Below are 15,378 nucleotides of genomic sequence, written 5' to 3'. Positions count from 1 at the left end.
GCAATGGGTCAAGGAGTGTCCCCAACCATAGGACAGCGCCCCTCACATAGGAAATCACGAATACTGGCGCATGGTTTGGACGGGTTGCGGGGCTGCCAGACCGGGTTGGCACACTGCCCGAAAAAGCAGCGGGTCGTCCCTCCACAGAAAACGGTGACAAACAGAATAACCGCCACTCCGAAACGAAAAACGCCCCCGACCAAGTCGGAGGCGTTTCAAATTCTCGTCGAAGTCGCGCTTAGCCGCGTTCTTCGATGATCTCGACCAGATGCGGGATCTTGTTGACCATGCCGCGGACCGAAGGGGTGTCTTCCAGTTCGCGGGTCTTGTGCATCTTGTTCAGGCCCAGGCCGATCAGGGTTGCGCGCTGTTCGGCGGGGCGGCGGATCGGGGAGCCGATCTGCTTGACGACGATGGTTTTTGCCATTGTTCGCTACTCCTTACGCTTCGGCTTCAGCCGGTGCTTCGTCCCGCTTGGGCAGGATGTCGGCAACTTTTTTACCACGACGTGCGGCAACCGAACGGGGGCTCTGCTCTTTCTGCAGGCCGTTGATGGTGGCGCGGATCATGTTGTACGGGTTCTGCGAGCCCAGCGACTTGGACACAACGTCTTTCACGCCCAGCATTTCGAACACAGCACGCATCGGACCACCGGCGATGATACCGGTACCTTCAGGTGCGGTGCGCATAACCACTTTACCGGCGCCATGACGGCCCTCGATGTCGTGGTGCAGGGTCCGACCTTCGCGCAGTTGCACGCGGATCATCTGACGCTTGGCTTGTTCAGTCGCCTTGCGGATGGCCTCGGGTACTTCTTTCGCTTTACCTTTGCCAAAGCCCACGCGGCCTTTCTGATCGCCGACAACCACCAGAGCGGCGAAGCCAAAGCGCTTACCGCCTTTTACGGTTTTCGACACGCGGTTGATTGCGACCAGGCGATCTGCAAATTCCGGTGCTTCTTCACGATCGCGGCCACGGCCCCGACGGTTTTCACGTTCTGCCATTTGGCATCCCTTTTCTCATGTGGCGTTGTGACGCCGTTTTCTCAATCGAAGTGGGCCGGAAAGCCCCCCGATCATCGAGGCGGGCGGACCCGCCTTCAAAGCAAGATGGGTGCAAGCACCCATCCTACGGTTCTTGGTCATGTAGGATGGGTGCTCGCACCCATCGCCACATCAGATCTTCAGACCACCTTCACGCGCGGCGTCGGCAACTGCCTTCACCTTGCCGTGGAACAGGAAGCCACCACGATCGAAATAGGCCTCTTCGACGCCTGCCTTCTTGGCACGCTCGGCGATGGCCGCGCCCACTTTGGTGGCCGCTTCGACGTTGTTCTTGCCAACCACGCCCAGATCTTTTTCCAAGGTCGAGGCTGCGGCCAGGGTCACGCCACGAACGTCGTCGATCAGCTGAACGCTGATGTTCTTGTTCGAACGGTGAACCGACAGGCGCACGCGGCCCGCGTTGACTTTGCGAAGTTTGTTCCGAACGCGCAGGCGGCGCTTCAGAAACAGGGTTCTTTTGCTGTTTGCCATTGTCTGCGTCCTTACTTCTTCTTGCCTTCCTTGCGGAAGATGAACTCGCCCTTATAGCGGATGCCCTTGCCTTTATACGGCTCGGGACGGCGCCATTCGCGGATTTTCGCCGCGACTTCGCCCACCTGCTGCTGGTCGATACCTTCCACAACGATCTCGGTCTGCTTCGGCGCGGTGATGGTGACACCTTCCGGAGCAGTGAAATCAACATCGTGGCTGTAGCCCAGGTTCAGCTTCAGGGTGTTGCCCTGCATCTGAGCTCGGTAACCAACACCCTGGATCTCCAGCTCTTTTTTGAAGCCTTCAGTCACACCGGTTACCAGGTTGGCAACCATGGTGCGGCTCATGCCCCACTGCTGGCGGGCACGCTTGGACATGCCACGGGGGTCGATCTTGACCACGTTGTCTTCAACCGACAGCGTCACGTCGTCGGTGGCGGTGAAGCTGCGGGTGCCTTTCGGACCTTTGACTTCGATGGTCTGACCCGACACAGAGGCGGTAACGCCGCTGGGCAGCTCGACCGGTTTTTTACCAATACGAGACATTGCAGACCTCCTTAGAAGACGGTGCAGAGCACTTCGCCGCCAACATTGTTGGAGCGAGCGTTTGCGTCCGACATCACACCTTTCGGAGTGCTGACAATCGACACGCCCAGACCCTGACGGACCTGTGGGATGTCATTGACGCCCATGTAGACGCGACGACCGGGCTTCGAGACCCGCTTCAGTTCGCGAATGACAGGGGTGCCTTCGTAGTATTTCAGGCTGATTTCGATGGCCGGATGACCGTTTTCACCGGTCGTCTTTTCATAGCCACGGATGTAGCCTTCGTCCGCCAGCACGTCCAGAACCCAACCGCGCAGCTTGGATGCGGGGGTGGAAACGGTGGACTTGCCGCGCATTTGCGCGTTGCGGATACGGGTGAGCATATCGCCGATAGGATCATTCATATCTATGTCTCCCTTACCAGCTCGATTTCACCATGCCGGGGATCTGACCAGCAGAACCCAGCTCGCGCAGCGCGATACGGCTGACCTTCAGCTTACGGTAGTAAGCGTGGGGACGACCGGTCAGCTGACAACGGTTGTGCAGACGGGTAGCCGAGCTGTTGCGCGGCAGTTTCGCCAGTTTCAGACGCGCTTTGAAACGCTCTTCCATCGGGCGGCTCTCGTCATTCGCGATTTCTTTCAGCTCGGCACGCTTTGCGGCATATTTGGCCACCAGGCGTTCGCGCTTCTTCTCGCGTTCGATCATTGCTTTTTTAGCCATGTCTCTATCCTTCCAGCGCTTATGCGTTGAAGGGCATGTTGAATGCTTTCAACAGTGCCTTTGCTTCAGCGTCGGTGTTCGCTGTGGTGGTGATTACGATATCCAGGCCCCAGACCTCGTCGACCTTGTCGAAGTCGATCTCGGGGAACACGATGTGCTCTTTCATGCCCATGGCAAAGTTGCCACGACCATCGAACGAGGGTTTCACACCGCGGAAGTCACGGATACGCGGCATCGCGATGGTGATCAGACGATCCAGGAATTCGTACATCCGGTCACCGCGCAGGGTCACTTTGGCACCCAGCGGCATGTCTTCACGGACGCGGAAACCCGCGATCGACTTTTTCGCCAGCGTTGCAACGGCCTTCTGGCCTGCGATCACGGTCAGATCCTCGACAGCGGCTTTCGCCTTCTTCGAGTCTTTGACAGCCTCGGCACCACATCCGATGTTCAGAACGATTTTTTCCAGCTTGGGCAGCTGCATGTCGTTCTTATAGCCGAACTCTTCTTTCAGAGCGGCCCGGATGGTTTCAGCGTACTGAGCTTTCAGACGCGGGGTATAGGTTGCGGTATCAAGCATCGATCACGTCCCCCGTGGTCTTGGCGAAACGCACCTTCTTGTCGCCTTCCATGCGGAAGCCAACGCGGGTTGCTTTGCCGTTCTTGTCCAGCAGCGCCAGGTTCGACAGCTCGATCGGGTTTGCCTGAGGCAAACGGCCGCCCTGGCTGTTCTGGGTCTGGCGGGTGTGACGGATGGCGATGTTGATGCCATCGACAACAGCTTTACCGGCTTTGGGGTCAACAGAGGTAATGGTCCCCTCTTTGCCCTTGTCCTTGCCGGCCAGCACGACGACCTTGTCGCCTTTGCGGAGTTTAGCAGCCATGATTACAGCACCTCCGGAGCCAGCGAGATGATTTTCATGAAGTTCTTGCCGCGCAGTTCGCGAACAACGGGGCCAAAGATACGGGTACCTACGGGCTCGTTGTTGTTGTTCAGGATGACGGCGGCGTTGCGATCGAAACGGATCGCGGTGCCGTCTTCGCGACGGACTTCTTTGGCGGTGCGTACGACGACGGCCTTACGGACGTCCCCTTTCTTTACGCGGCCGCGCGGGATGGCTTCCTTCACCGAGACGACAATAATGTCGCCGACGGAGGCGTATTTACGCTTGGAACCACCCAGGACCTTGATGCACTGAACTCGGCGTGCGCCGGAGTTGTCAGCGACATCCAGATTGGTCTGCATCTGGATCATGTGGTTTCTCCCGACCTGTGGGGGCTGGTCTTGTTAAATCCCCCAGGGTTTCGACAAATGGAAAAATCCCGGAAGCTTACGCTTCCAGAACTTCCCAACGTTTCGTCTTCGATTTCGGCGCGCATTCGATGATGCGAACGGTGTCACCAACCTTGAAGGCGTTCTTTTCGTCATGAGCCCGGTATTTCTTGGACTTACGAACGGTTTTGTGCAGCAGCGGGTGTTTGAAGCGGCGTTCGACCGAAACGGTCACGGTCTGCTCGTTGGCGTCGCTGGTTACTACTCCGGACAGGATACGCTTGGGCATCTGATTACTCCTCGGATGCCGCGGCAGCGGCCTTTTGGTTCAGGATGGTTTTGACGCGGGCAGCATTGCGGCGGGCCGCTTTGATGCCAGCGGTGTTTTCCAGCTGACCGGTTGCCTGTTGAAAGCGCAGGTTAAAGCTTTCTTTCTTCAGGTTGGCCAGTTCCTCGCGGAGCTGGTCCGGGGTCTTGTCACGCAGTTCTTGGGCGTTCATCGCCTTTTTCCTTTGCTCAAAACACCAGAAGGCCCCGTACACGGGTCACCTTTGACCTGGTGGATGAATGATAGACATACGAATCGCCCGACAACGCCGGGAGACCGCAGGATGCCGCCGTATAAGGGTTTGAGGGGTGGGTGGCAAGAGGAAGTTGGAGTGATCCGGCGAGAGAAACTCAACGCTCTCTTGGTCTGTCGCACTTTCCTAGCGGATTAGCGAAGTTTAGATCTTCAAGAACTGCGCCAGCTATTTCATCTTTGGAGAAAAACATAGTCTTCGCGAGTTCATCTAGTGTCCTATTTCGGCGCTCAATTGCGCGATCAGGGTAGCGATCAGGATCGAAGTTGGAGGGTGCCATGACTATCCCCACAAGATAAGCGATCTCTCCTAGCGAAAGATCGTCAATTTCCTTGCCAAAATACACAAGGGCGGCATCATTTGGTCGATAACAGCTTCGGCCCCAATACAGAGTGTTTGTGTACCAAATTACTATCTCTTCGCGAGACAGAGTATCGGACACCAAAAATGCTGTTGCAAGCACTCCCATTTTTCGGACTTCTCTTACTGAACGAACTCGTTCAGAGGTCTTTAGAGTTGTTCTTGAGTATTGTGGTAACTCAGTACTGAAAAACTCTGGATCGTAAACGCCGACCATAACCTTCTGTAGAAGTACCGGAACCGGCGCACGTCCATTTGTGTCGGCCGTGTAAAGCTCAACAATTTCCTCTGAGCTTGGCAGCCCTGTGCCAGAAGTTTGACTGTAGCCAGAACTGGCAGCTACCAGCGCGGTGAATAAGATAACTATCGAGAACCAACGACCCATTCATAAGCTCTAACTGAAGTTGTTTGCGAATATGTGCTCGAAAGGTAGCCTCTTGGCCTCGTTCTCATCAATCCCAACGGTAATTAAAACTCACCGAAATCCGCTCGTCTTCGGCCATGTTCATCGGCACCTCGTGGCGCAGCCAGCTTTCCCAGAGCAGGACGTCGCCCACCTGCGGTTTCATATAGATGAACGGCTGCAAATCCCGCCGCCCGCCTTTCAACCGCGTCGGCGCGGCCATCATCCGACCCGAACGCGGGTCTTCCAGCTTCAACGCGCTCGCACCTTCGGGCATGGCCACATAAGTCGTGCCCGAGATCACGCTGTGCGGGTGCAGGTGGCTGGAATGCATGCCGCCTTCGGGCAGGATGTTGATCCAGAGGTCCTCCAGCTTTAGCTCGCCCTCGCCCAGATCGAACTCCAGATCCTTGGCAAAGGCCGCCACGTGCTGATCCAGCGCCGAGACCAGATCGGCGAAGATCGGAAACCGCCAGGGCAGATCGGTCAGCGAGGCATAGCTGGTATAGCCGGGATAGCCGTTTTCCTCGCACCAGTCCTGCCCGGCCTCATCATCCTGAGCGATGACAAGGCAGGAGCTTTCCAATTCGCCCGCATCGATCTTGGGATCGAACTCGGACAAGGCGGCGCGGTAGAGACGGGTAACGAAGAGTGATTCAATCTGTGCCATGGGCCGGGCATACCCCAGCCCTTTCGGCAAGGCCAGACGCTTAGGTCTTGATGGGCCCTTTGCCACAGCGCGGGATCGGACGACCGCCATCGGCATAGGCGAGACACAGCACGATCTCATCCGGTTTCGGCGCGTCCGGAATGTTCAGCGTCATCGTGTCGAAATGGTCGAACGACCACGGATTGTCCTTATGCCCCAGCGGCAGATCAATCGCGCAACCCGGCGCGCCCAGCTTGGCATTCGAGGGGATCACCGCCTCTCCCCCGCCCGCTGCCGCGCGCATGGGTGCGCCCAGTTTGGGGTGGATCACCGCCCCGCCCTGCTCGAGGTCGCCGTTCATGCCGACAATCGCGGCTTTGCCATACGACACCGGCGCGCCATCCAATTGCGAGATTGCCTCGGCTGCGAGGTCCGGGCCCAGAAGGGCTCCGATCTCGAACAGCTCGGACAGATCATCCGCATGACGCCCGGCCAGAGGGTTCTGTATCACGGCCAGCGCGGCAACCCGGCTGATCGGCTCGCACGGCTGGCCCAACTGATCGGTGGTTATGACTTCTTTGACGAACATCTTTTTGCGTAGCGGCACCATAGGGGTCTCCCATTCCTGCAGGTTAACGTAGGGGCGGCGCGGTGAGACGTCGACTGTTTTGACCAGCTGGCAGATCACAAGTGGTCGATCCAAAAGAAAAACCCCCGCCGGTGTCCCGACGGGGGCTTCAAATCGTAGGGTGGGGTTTTACCCCACCGCCTTACCAGTCTTCGCGGATCACGACGCGGGTCTTGATCGGCAGCTTCATCGCGGCCAGGCGCAGGGCCTCGCGGGCGATGTCGTCATTGACGCCGTCGATCTCGAACATCACGCGACCGGGCTTGACTTTGCAGGCCCAGCGGTCGACCGAACCTTTACCTTTACCCATACGAACTTCGATCGGCTTGGCCGTGACCGGAGTGTCGGGGAAGATGCGGATCCAGACGCGGCCCTGACGCTTCATGTGACGCGTCATGGCACGACGTGCAGCTTCGATCTGGCGCGCGGTTACACGCTCAGGCTCGAGAGCTTTCAGGCCGTAGGTGCCAAAGTTCAGATCAGAGCCGCCCTTGGCGAGACCCTTGATCCGGCCTTTGTGCATCTTGCGGAATTTAGTACGCTTTGGTTGAAGCATATCTTTCCCTCCTTAGCGACGACCGCCACCAGCACCACGAGGTGCAGGGCCGTCCTGGAGTTCCTGTGCTTTACGGTCACGTGCCTGCGGATCGTGCTCCATGATCTCACCTTTGAAGATCCAGACCTTGATCCCGATGATCCCGTAGGGGGTCATCGCTTCGGCATGTGCGTAATCTATGTCGGCACGCAGGGTGTGCAGAGGCACGCGGCCTTCGCGGTACCACTCGGTCCGTGCGATTTCGGCGCCGCCCAGACGACCAGCGACGTTCACCCGGATACCCAGGGCGCCCATGCGCATGGCGTTCTGAACCGACCGCTTCATCGCGCGGCGGAACGAGACGCGGCGCTCCAGCTGCTGAGCGATGGACTCGGCAACCAGCTGCGCGTCAAGCTCGGGCTTGCGCACTTCGACGATGTTCAGGTGCAGTTCGCTGTCGGTCATCCGCGCAAGCTTTTTGCGCAGAACTTCGATGTCTGCACCTTTCTTGCCGATGATGACACCGGGACGCGCGGTGTGGATCGTAACGCGGCACTTTTTGTGCGGACGTTCGATGATCACACGGGCAACACCGGCCTGCTTGCACTCTTTGTTGATGAACTCACGGATCTTGAGGTCTTCCAGCAGAAGATCACCGTAGTCCTTGGTGTCGGCGTACCAGCGGCTGTCCCAGGTGCGGTTGACCTGCAGGCGCATGCCGATCGGATTTACTTTATGACCCATTAGGCTTGCTCCTCAACTTGACGCACCTTGATGGTGATCTCCGAGAACGGCTTCATGATCTTGCCGAAACGGCCACGGGCCCGCGGGCGACCGCGCTTCATGACCAGGTTCTTGCCAACCCATGCTTCGGCGACGATCAGCTCATCAACGTCCAGATTGTGGTTGTTTTCGGCATTCGCGATTGCGGACTGCAGGCACTTCTTGACGTCCTGCGCGACACGCTTGTTGCTGAAAGTCAGATCGGTAAGGGCCTTTTCGACTTTCTTGCCGCGGATCATTTGCGCAACCAGGTTCAGTTTCTGCGGGCTGGTGCGAAGCATGCGCGTTTTCGCCATTGCTTCGTTTTCAGCCACGCGGCGGGGGTTCTTTTCCTTGCCCATGACTTACTTCCGCTTCGCTTTTTTGTCTGCGGCGTGGCCATAATAGGTCCGGGTCGGCGAGTATTCACCGAACTTCTGACCGATCATGTCTTCCGAGACGTTGACGGGAATATGCTTCTGGCCGTTGTATACACCAAAGGTCAGACCCACGAACTGGGGCAGAATGGTGGAACGACGCGACCAGATTTTGATGACTTCGTTGCGGCCCGACTCGCGCGCTGCTTCGGCTTTTTTCAGCACGTAAGCATCGACGAAAGGACCCTTCCAAACAGAGCGAGACATGAATTAACGTCCCTTCTTCTTGGCGTGCCGCGAGCGGATGATCAGCTTCTGGGACGCTTTGTTCTTGTTGCGGGTACGCTTACCCTTGGTGTCCTTGCCCCACGGTGTAACCGGCGTGCGGCCACCCGAGGTACGACCTTCACCACCACCGTGCGGGTGATCGATCGGGTTCATAGCAACACCACGAACCGACGGACGAACGCCTTTGTGGCGCATACGACCGGCTTTACCGAGGTTCTGGTTGCTGTTGTCGGGGTTGGACACGGCACCAACGGTGGCCATGCATTCCTGACGGACCATGCGCAGCTCACCCGAGCTCAGACGGATCTGAGCGTAGCCGCCATCGCGACCAACGAACTGAGCGTAAGTACCGGCCGCACGTGCGATCTGACCGCCTTTACCAGGCTTCATCTCGATGTTGTGGACGATGGTACCGATGGGCATGCCCGAAAACGGCATTGCGTTGCCCGGCTTGATGTCGGCCTTGGCGGATGCCACGACTTTGTCACCAACAGCCAGACGCTGCGGAGCCAGGATATACGCCTGCTCGCCGTCTTCGTATTTTACCAGTGCGATGAATGCGGTCCGGTTCGGGTCATATTCGATCCGCTCGACGGTTGCCGCGACATCAAATTTGTTCCGTTTGAAGTCAACGATCCGGTATAGACGCTTTGCGCCACCGCCGCGGCGGCGTGAAGTGATCCGTCCGGTGTTGTTCCGGCCGCCCGATTTGGTCAAACCCTCAGTGAGAGACTTGACCGGACGTCCTTTCCAAAGCTCCGAACGGTCGATCAGCACCAGCCCGCGCTGGCCCGGCGTCGTCGGCTTGTACGACTTGAGTGCCATGCTTTCTGTCTTCCGTTTAGCAAGTGCAGGGGGTTTCCCTGCTATGTGATAGGCCCCCGTAGGTGCCCGAGGTGAAGGGCCCCGAAGGTCCCCGGTTACAAATATCAGAGGCCCCGGAACGAATCCGAGGCCGCAAGATTGGGAGCGTGTAACAGGGTTGGGGGTGGGTGTCTATAGGGAACAAAATGGATTTCGGAAACTTCGCCGCCCAATCTCTCACCCTAAATTGGACTTCTCGATTCTCGACGCTTCTTCCGAAACTTGTTAGCAGCCAAACCCGACTTCCTAAATCGAAAATCGCTATGTTCAGGGCCGATCAAAACACGTCACAACACAAGACTAGTATGGAATTTCGGCAACACACACCATTATTTACGCCACGCCTGTTGATGACAGAGCCCATAGGATTAATCGCTTGCACCAACGTACTAAAAGGGAACAATAGATGCCAAAAGCTATTTTCTACGGTTTTGCGATCTGCGGAATTGCGTTCGTCTCAGCGTGCAGCACAGGGGACGTGCCGGAGGCTCCGGAACGCCAATCGACACTTGTGAAATCAAAGGAAGCCATTGTGCTGGAATGTGCCGCGAAAGCAGGTATCAGATCGTCGTTTCAAGTCACAAGAGGTATATACGGTGGACGCAGAGGTTACTCCATCAACCCTTCGAATACCGTTACCGATCAACAAGCCGCTGACGCCAACACTTGCATCAGGCTAAGCGGTGCCAGCTTACTGGCTATCTAAGCGTACCGATTGAGAGCATGCTCGGCTTCTAAGGAGGCTCAGGTCTCGCTTGTGCATCGTTGCAACGAGCGGAGAACTAAAGGCTGGTGCCCGCGATCGTGGTGTCGACCTGTTTCACCGTCACGCGAGATCGTTGACGCTCTTGCAAAAGTTCAAAACAGCGCGGAAGCAAGGCCGCCGCGCGGGCCACTGCCAGTCCCGGCGAGCTGGCGCTTTGGGGACGTTTGCGCCTCGCTATGAGTTAGGATGAATTCGGCATCTTAAAGCGCCCTACTAGGATTGAAGCCTGGCCAAACGGGTATCTTCGGCCTGGTACGGAAGTTTCCACGCCATAGGTGGCAACTCGATCGACTTGAAACTTGAATACGCAACGGGTGCGAACGCAAGGAAAGCCAGAATCGAAACGCCTATTGTGACCAGTGGATTGGTGAGTTCGAGAATGTTCTCATCGATATAGCTGGCCGCGTCAAAGACGACGAAGAAATGCAGGATGTAGATCGAGTAGGAGCAGGCCCCAATTTTAGCAACCAGGCCCGAAAGGCCTTGGCTTCTGAATTTGAACGAGCCGTCGTACCACGCGACAAGAAATGCAAAGGCCGCTCCGACGATAGTAGGGTAGACAATCCAAATTGGATTGCCAGTCGGGTATCCACCGATGCCATAAAATCCGCCCAACGTGTCGAAGTACCAGATGAAGGAAAGTATCAGCGCACAAACAATGGCTGCCAGAGCGTGCTTTCCACGTATTAGGCTGCGGCAGTTGAAGGCAAATATGCCAAAAACAAACTGATCGATGCCGCCCACGATGGTCCAATATGCAAGTGTTTGCACCTGGCCGACCTCTTGCCAATAGATGTAGCGCCCCAGAAGGAAGACCAGGACAACCAAGAGGATCATTTGCGGCCGCTTCGCCGAAATACTGAGGAGAAGCGGCAAAATAAGATAGAAATGCAACTCGACAGCGATTGACCAGCCACCGTTAGGCCAGACGGGGAAAACGAACCCGCGCAGCAACTGAACCAAATACGGCAGCATTGGCAAACCGCTACTCCAACGGGTCAACCCCTCGATCAGGAAAGCGACTATCAACAGCGGAAAAAGCCTTAGGGCTCTGTTCCAGATGAATGCGGAAAAAATGATACGCCGCCCATTAAGCAGTTTTGCAAATAAGTACCCGCTCAAAGTCATGAACAAGGCGACCCCCACATGACCTTCAAGCAGAACCGAAAAGGGAAACATGGGCGATGATGTCAGGTGACCATCATTGACGTGAGAGAAGTGCCACGTGAACACAAGAAAAGCCGCCAAAGCTCGAACGTGGTCGAGCCCAACGAAGTACTCTCCGGTCGACGATTTCAAAGGCTATCTCCAAGTCAATTCGTTGAAGCGCGCGGATAACGTTTGCGGCGCGGTGCTTTGTACATGACACCGCCAAATTTCATGCCGCAAAAACGAATTCGGCCCCGGTGATAACATTCACCGGGGCCGAAAAAAGTGCAATCATATCCGATCAGAGACCGGTGGATACGTCGATTGTGTTGCCCTCTTCCAGGGTCACGTATGCTTTTTTGACGTCTTTCCGGCGGCCCAGCTGGCCGCGGAACCGCTTGACCTTGCCTTTGGTCACAGTGGTGTTCACCGCTTTGACCTTCACACCAAACAGCGCCTCAACGGCCTCTTTGATCTGCGGCTTGTTGCTGTCGATCGCCACTTCAAAGACAACCGCGCCGTTCTCGGACGCCATGGTCGACTTCTCAGTAATGATCGGCTTGCGGATCACGTCGTAATGTTCTGCCTTCGCGCTCATTTCAGACGAGCCTCCAGTGCTTCGACAGCCGCTTTGGTGAGCACCAGAGTGTCACGCTTGAGGATGTCATAGACGTTTGCGCCCATCGACGGCAGGATATCCAGACCTTCGATGTTCTTGGACGCTTTCAGGAACCCTTCGTTCACCGTCGCGCCGTCGATGACCAGAGCGCGTTTCCAGCCCAGGTTTGCAACCTGTTTGGCCAGAGCAGCGGTCTTGCCTTCGGCTTCGGCGTTTTCGATCACAACCAGTTCACCTGCCTTGGCTTTGGCCGACAGAGCGTGGCGCAGGCCAAGCTTGCGGAACTTCTTGGGCAGGTCGTGGCCGTGCGAACGAACGACGGGGCCTTTGTAGATACCACCACCACGGAAGATCGGCGCGTTGCGGTCACCATGGCGTGCGCCACCGGTGCCCTTCTGGCGATAGATCTTCTTGGTCGAGTAGCTGGTTTCCGAGCGGGTCTTGACCTTGTGGGTGCCGGCCTGCGCGTTGTTGCGCTGCCAACGGACCACACGGTGCAGGATGTCCGCGCGCGGCTCGAGGCCGAACAGGTCTGCATCCAGCTCGATGTTGCCGGCTTTGCCGCCGTCCAGTTTGATTACATCAAGTTTCATGCTTCACCACCTTCCGCGGGAGCTTCTTCCGCCGGTGCTTCGGTTGCAGCCGATTTCACAGCAGCCGGGAAAGGCAGGCCTTCCGGTGCTTTCTTCTTTACGGCGTCCTTGACGGTGACCCAGCCTGATTTCGGTCCGGGAACGGCGCCTTTGATGAAGACCAGGTTCCGGTCGGCGTCGGTTTTGACGACTTCCAGGTTCTGGGTGGTTACACGAGCAGCGCCCATGTGACCGGCCATCTTCTTGCCTTTGAAAACCTTACCCGGATCCTGACACTGACCCGTTGAGCCGTGCGAACGGTGGCTGATCGAAACACCGTGCGAGGCACGCAGACCACCAAAGTTCCAACGCTTCATCGCACCGGCAAAGCCTTTACCGATCGAGGTGCCCGAAACGTCAACTTTCTGACCTTCCAGGAAGTGTTCTGCCGAAATCTCGGCGCCCACATCGATCAGGCCATCTTCAGAGACGCGAAACTCGGCCAGCTTACGCTTGGGCTCAACCTTGGCAGCGGCGTAGTGACCGCGCATGGCTTTCGAGGTGCGTTTTGCCTTGGCAGCACCGGCGCCCAGCTGAACGGCGGTGTAGCCGTCTTTGTCAGCGGTGCGCTGTGCAACAACCTGCAGGTTGTCCAGGTGAAGAACGGTCACAGGAATCTGCTTGCCGTCTTCCATGAACAGGCGGGTCATGCCAACTTTTTTTGCGATAATACCAGAGCGCATTCTCATACCCTCCGATTACGACTGCAGCTTGATCTCGACATCCACACCAGCAGCGAGGTCGAGCTTCATCAGCGCGTCAACGGTCTGGGGGGTCGGATCAACGATGTCGAGAAGGCGCTTGTGCGTGCGGATCTCGAACTGGTCGCGGGATTTCTTGTCAACGTGAGGGCCACGGAGAACCGTGAACTTCTCAATCTTGTTCGGCAGCGGGATCGGGCCGCGCACGTTCGCGCCGGTCCGCTTGGCAGTGTTGACGATCTCTTGCGTACTGGCGTCCAGAACGCGATAGTCAAATGCCTTCAGCCGAATGCGGATATTTTGGCTTTGCATAGATACAGCCTTTTATCAGGCGTTGAGGTTGAGAGGAGGACAGACGCGCATCGCCAACCCTCATCGAACCCAAAAGGCGGGAATCACCCCGCCTCGACGTTCTTGTTGAGAACTCGCGCGTATTAGTGGGGTTGGTGGGGTTTGGCAAGGGGGAAGTTGGCATGCTTAGACTTGGTCAACATAGTTTCAGCCTAAACCGCCAATATCTTAAATTGGAGACGGAGTGTTCTCTTCTCGACACAACCAATGAGATACGTCACAAGAAGAAGAAACACTTTTAGGAGCAGGCATTGGAAGATCTCTCAACGCTGTACGTTTTTCTCGATGAGGGTGGAAATTTCGATTTTTCTAAAAATGGAACGAAGTTCTTCAGCATCACTTCAGTCAGTATGCGGAGACCGTTCCGGCTTCATACAAGTTTGGATACATACAAGTACGACTTAATCGAACACAGAATCCAACCTCGTATAGAGCTTCAGCATTTTCATTGTGCTGACGACAATACTCACGTGAGACGTCGTATTTTTGGGATGTTGGCCGAAGGACTGACCGAAAATTCAGTCGATACCGTTCTGGTGGAAAAGTCGAAGACTGGACCCGCGCTGCAAGTCCCAGAAAAGTTCTATCCTCGCATGCTTGGCTATCTGCTGAGGTACGTTGTTGAAAACACGCGGGAAGGAATCGGTGAAATAGTGGTTATTACCGACTCTATTCCTGTCGCACGCAAGCGCAGAGCAATAGAAAAAGGGTTAAAAACAATTCTCAAGGAAATGCTTCCTTCCGACACGCCCTATCGAGTCATGCACCACGCTTCAAAGGCGCACTATGGCCTACAAGTCGCAGATTATCTAAATTGGGCGATTTATAGAAAGTGGGAACACGGAGATACTGCTGCATATGATGCAATCCGCCACTTGATTCAGAGCGAATTCAATATTTTTCGAACCGGAAAGCGCCATTATTATTAGAAAATTTGACCCCCCCAACTACCAAACGGAGAACCCCTTGGGTTCTTATCATCGGGGGGGAACCTTTAGTTCGAATATAGCGAACAAACTATAAAGTGCAAGTTAATCGCTCCGCCGCACCTTCGAGTAGAATGATTGTGCATCATTCAAAAGGCCGCCCCTGCGGGACGGCCTTCTTTAATCTCACCGGTTGGGTCCGAGATTATTCGACGAATAATCTCAAAACCGCCCCCGATTACTCGATGATTTTCGACACAACGCCTGCACCGACGGTACGACCACCTTCGCGGATCGCGAAGCGCAGACCGTTTTCCATCGCGATCGGTGCAATCAGCTCAACGCCGAACGACACGTTGTCGCCGGGCATAACCATCTCAGTGCCTTCGGCCAGGGTCACGGTGCCGGTCACGTCCGTTGTACGGAAGTAGAACTGCGGACGGTAGTTCGCGAAGAACGGAGTGTGACGGCCGCCTTCTTCCTTGGTCAGGATGTAGGCTTCGGCTTCGAACTTGGTGTGCGGTGTAACCGAACCCGGCTTACACAGAACCTGACCACGCTCAACGCCGTCACGATCCACACCACGCAGCAGCGCGCCGATGTTGTCGCCCGCTTCACCACGGTCCAGCAGCTTGCGGAACATCTCAACACCGGTGCAGGTGGTTTTCGAAGTGTCGCGGATGCCGACGATTTCGATCTCGTCACCAACGT

The 15,378-nt window shown here is 56.4% G+C and carries 26 protein-coding genes; 1 reads left to right on the top strand and 25 read right to left on the bottom strand.

From position 1 onward, the window contains the following. Positions 1–238: 238 nt before the first annotated feature. The 24 genes from rpmD to rpsJ form a co-directional block, all read right to left on the bottom strand. Positions 239–427, bottom strand: a complete 189-nt coding sequence (rpmD, locus tag ACR0JN_RS17145) for a 50S ribosomal protein L30 (protein ID WP_008757946.1) — start codon at positions 425–427, stop codon at positions 239–241. Positions 428–440: 13 nt separating this feature from the next. Beyond that, a complete protein-coding gene (gene rpsE / locus ACR0JN_RS17140) occupies positions 441–1,004 on the bottom strand; it encodes a 30S ribosomal protein S5 (RefSeq protein WP_170356677.1) in 564 nt (187 codons plus the stop codon). A gap of 171 nt (positions 1,005–1,175) precedes the next feature. Next, on the bottom strand, positions 1,176–1,535 hold the full coding sequence (gene rplR / locus ACR0JN_RS17135) for a 50S ribosomal protein L18 (protein ID WP_170356678.1): 360 nt from the start codon (positions 1,533–1,535) through the stop codon (positions 1,176–1,178). A gap of 11 nt (positions 1,536–1,546) precedes the next feature. After that, on the bottom strand, positions 1,547–2,080 hold the full coding sequence (gene rplF, locus ACR0JN_RS17130; protein WP_170373361.1) for a 50S ribosomal protein L6: 534 nt from the start codon (positions 2,078–2,080) through the stop codon (positions 1,547–1,549). An 11-nt stretch (positions 2,081–2,091) separates the two neighbouring features. Then, positions 2,092–2,484 (bottom strand): 30S ribosomal protein S8, encoded by a 393-nt coding sequence (gene rpsH / locus ACR0JN_RS17125; protein ID WP_068340741.1) that lies wholly within the window; start codon positions 2,482–2,484, stop codon positions 2,092–2,094. A 13-nt stretch (positions 2,485–2,497) separates the two neighbouring features. Further along, positions 2,498–2,803, bottom strand: a complete 306-nt coding sequence (gene rpsN, locus ACR0JN_RS17120; RefSeq protein WP_068340744.1) for a 30S ribosomal protein S14 — start codon at positions 2,801–2,803, stop codon at positions 2,498–2,500. A 19-nt stretch (positions 2,804–2,822) separates the two neighbouring features. Beyond that, positions 2,823–3,383, bottom strand: coding sequence for a 50S ribosomal protein L5 (gene rplE, locus ACR0JN_RS17115; protein WP_480818375.1), 561 nt, complete (start codon positions 3,381–3,383; stop codon positions 2,823–2,825). Continuing rightward, a complete protein-coding gene (gene rplX / locus ACR0JN_RS17110; RefSeq protein ID WP_170440482.1) occupies positions 3,376–3,687 on the bottom strand; it encodes a 50S ribosomal protein L24 in 312 nt (103 codons plus the stop codon). Before rplX ends, rplE begins: the two co-directional genes overlap by 8 nt. 2 nt (positions 3,688–3,689) lie before the next feature. Beyond that, a complete protein-coding gene (gene rplN / locus ACR0JN_RS17105; protein ID WP_008757934.1) occupies positions 3,690–4,058 on the bottom strand; it encodes a 50S ribosomal protein L14 in 369 nt (122 codons plus the stop codon). A gap of 76 nt (positions 4,059–4,134) precedes the next feature. After that, a complete protein-coding gene (gene rpsQ / locus ACR0JN_RS17100) occupies positions 4,135–4,365 on the bottom strand; it encodes a 30S ribosomal protein S17 (protein WP_152459158.1) in 231 nt (76 codons plus the stop codon). Positions 4,366–4,369: 4 nt separating this feature from the next. After that, entirely contained in the window at positions 4,370–4,576 is a 207-nt protein-coding gene (gene rpmC / locus ACR0JN_RS17095; protein WP_039538276.1) for a 50S ribosomal protein L29, read from the bottom strand. 178 nt (positions 4,577–4,754) lie between these two features. Then, positions 4,755–5,402, bottom strand: coding sequence for a transglycosylase domain-containing protein (locus ACR0JN_RS17090; protein WP_480887426.1), 648 nt, complete (start codon positions 5,400–5,402; stop codon positions 4,755–4,757). 67 nt (positions 5,403–5,469) lie between these two features. Next, the gene (locus ACR0JN_RS17085) at positions 5,470–6,090 is read right to left on the bottom strand and encodes a 2OG-Fe(II) oxygenase family protein (protein ID WP_480887424.1); all 621 of its coding nucleotides are present in this window, start codon (positions 6,088–6,090) and stop codon (positions 5,470–5,472) included. Between the two features lie 40 nt (positions 6,091–6,130). Then, the gene (locus tag ACR0JN_RS17080) at positions 6,131–6,772 is read right to left on the bottom strand and encodes an amino acid synthesis family protein (RefSeq protein ID WP_480887422.1); all 642 of its coding nucleotides are present in this window, start codon (positions 6,770–6,772) and stop codon (positions 6,131–6,133) included. A 67-nt stretch (positions 6,773–6,839) separates the two neighbouring features. Continuing rightward, positions 6,840–7,253: a 50S ribosomal protein L16 gene (gene rplP / locus ACR0JN_RS17075; protein ID WP_010437070.1), complete on the bottom strand. Its 414-nt coding sequence runs from the start codon at positions 7,251–7,253 to the stop codon at positions 6,840–6,842. Positions 7,254–7,265: 12 nt separating this feature from the next. Beyond that, positions 7,266–7,976, bottom strand: a complete 711-nt coding sequence (gene rpsC, locus ACR0JN_RS17070) for a 30S ribosomal protein S3 (protein WP_008758042.1) — start codon at positions 7,974–7,976, stop codon at positions 7,266–7,268. Then, positions 7,976–8,356 carry a 50S ribosomal protein L22 gene (gene rplV, locus ACR0JN_RS17065; RefSeq protein ID WP_039538267.1) on the bottom strand — a complete coding sequence of 127 codons (381 nt, stop codon included), beginning with the start codon at positions 8,354–8,356 and terminating at the stop codon, positions 7,976–7,978. Before rplV ends, rpsC begins: the two co-directional genes overlap by 1 nt. A gap of 3 nt (positions 8,357–8,359) precedes the next feature. Beyond that, entirely contained in the window at positions 8,360–8,638 is a 279-nt protein-coding gene (gene rpsS / locus ACR0JN_RS17060) for a 30S ribosomal protein S19 (RefSeq protein WP_005980699.1), read from the bottom strand. A 3-nt stretch (positions 8,639–8,641) separates the two neighbouring features. Beyond that, positions 8,642–9,484, bottom strand: a complete 843-nt coding sequence (rplB, locus tag ACR0JN_RS17055) for a 50S ribosomal protein L2 (protein ID WP_008757664.1) — start codon at positions 9,482–9,484, stop codon at positions 8,642–8,644. Between the two features lie 1,018 nt (positions 9,485–10,502). Further along, positions 10,503–11,588: an acyltransferase family protein gene (locus tag ACR0JN_RS17050; RefSeq protein ID WP_480887420.1), complete on the bottom strand. Its 1,086-nt coding sequence runs from the start codon at positions 11,586–11,588 to the stop codon at positions 10,503–10,505. A gap of 151 nt (positions 11,589–11,739) precedes the next feature. Further along, complete coding sequence (locus ACR0JN_RS17045) at positions 11,740–12,036, bottom strand: 50S ribosomal protein L23 (protein ID WP_008757532.1); 297 nt, start codon at positions 12,034–12,036, stop codon at positions 11,740–11,742. Next, complete coding sequence (gene rplD / locus ACR0JN_RS17040) at positions 12,033–12,650, bottom strand: 50S ribosomal protein L4 (RefSeq protein WP_010437039.1); 618 nt, start codon at positions 12,648–12,650, stop codon at positions 12,033–12,035. The genes ACR0JN_RS17045 and rplD overlap by 4 nt, the downstream gene beginning before the upstream one ends. Further along, positions 12,647–13,372 (bottom strand): 50S ribosomal protein L3, encoded by a 726-nt coding sequence (rplC, locus tag ACR0JN_RS17035; protein ID WP_008758167.1) that lies wholly within the window; start codon positions 13,370–13,372, stop codon positions 12,647–12,649. Before rplC ends, rplD begins: the two co-directional genes overlap by 4 nt. 15 nt (positions 13,373–13,387) lie before the next feature. Further along, positions 13,388–13,702 carry a 30S ribosomal protein S10 gene (gene rpsJ, locus ACR0JN_RS17030; RefSeq protein WP_008756422.1) on the bottom strand — a complete coding sequence of 105 codons (315 nt, stop codon included), beginning with the start codon at positions 13,700–13,702 and terminating at the stop codon, positions 13,388–13,390. A gap of 290 nt (positions 13,703–13,992) precedes the next feature. On the opposite strand from rpsJ, the gene ACR0JN_RS17025 reads away from it, so the two are divergent. Further along, complete coding sequence (locus ACR0JN_RS17025) at positions 13,993–14,670, top strand: DUF3800 domain-containing protein (protein ID WP_480887417.1); 678 nt, start codon at positions 13,993–13,995, stop codon at positions 14,668–14,670. Between the two features lie 235 nt (positions 14,671–14,905). On the opposite strand, the gene ACR0JN_RS17020 is transcribed toward ACR0JN_RS17025, so the two are convergent. Next, a partial coding sequence (locus ACR0JN_RS17020; RefSeq protein ID WP_480885002.1) for an EF-Tu C-terminal domain-related protein occupies positions 14,906–15,378 on the bottom strand: 473 nt, incomplete at its 5' end.

The organism is Ruegeria sp. G12, assembly GCF_056533565.1.
Note: the sequence above shows the minus strand (reverse complement) of the source record. Positions and strands in the feature narration are given on the sequence as shown.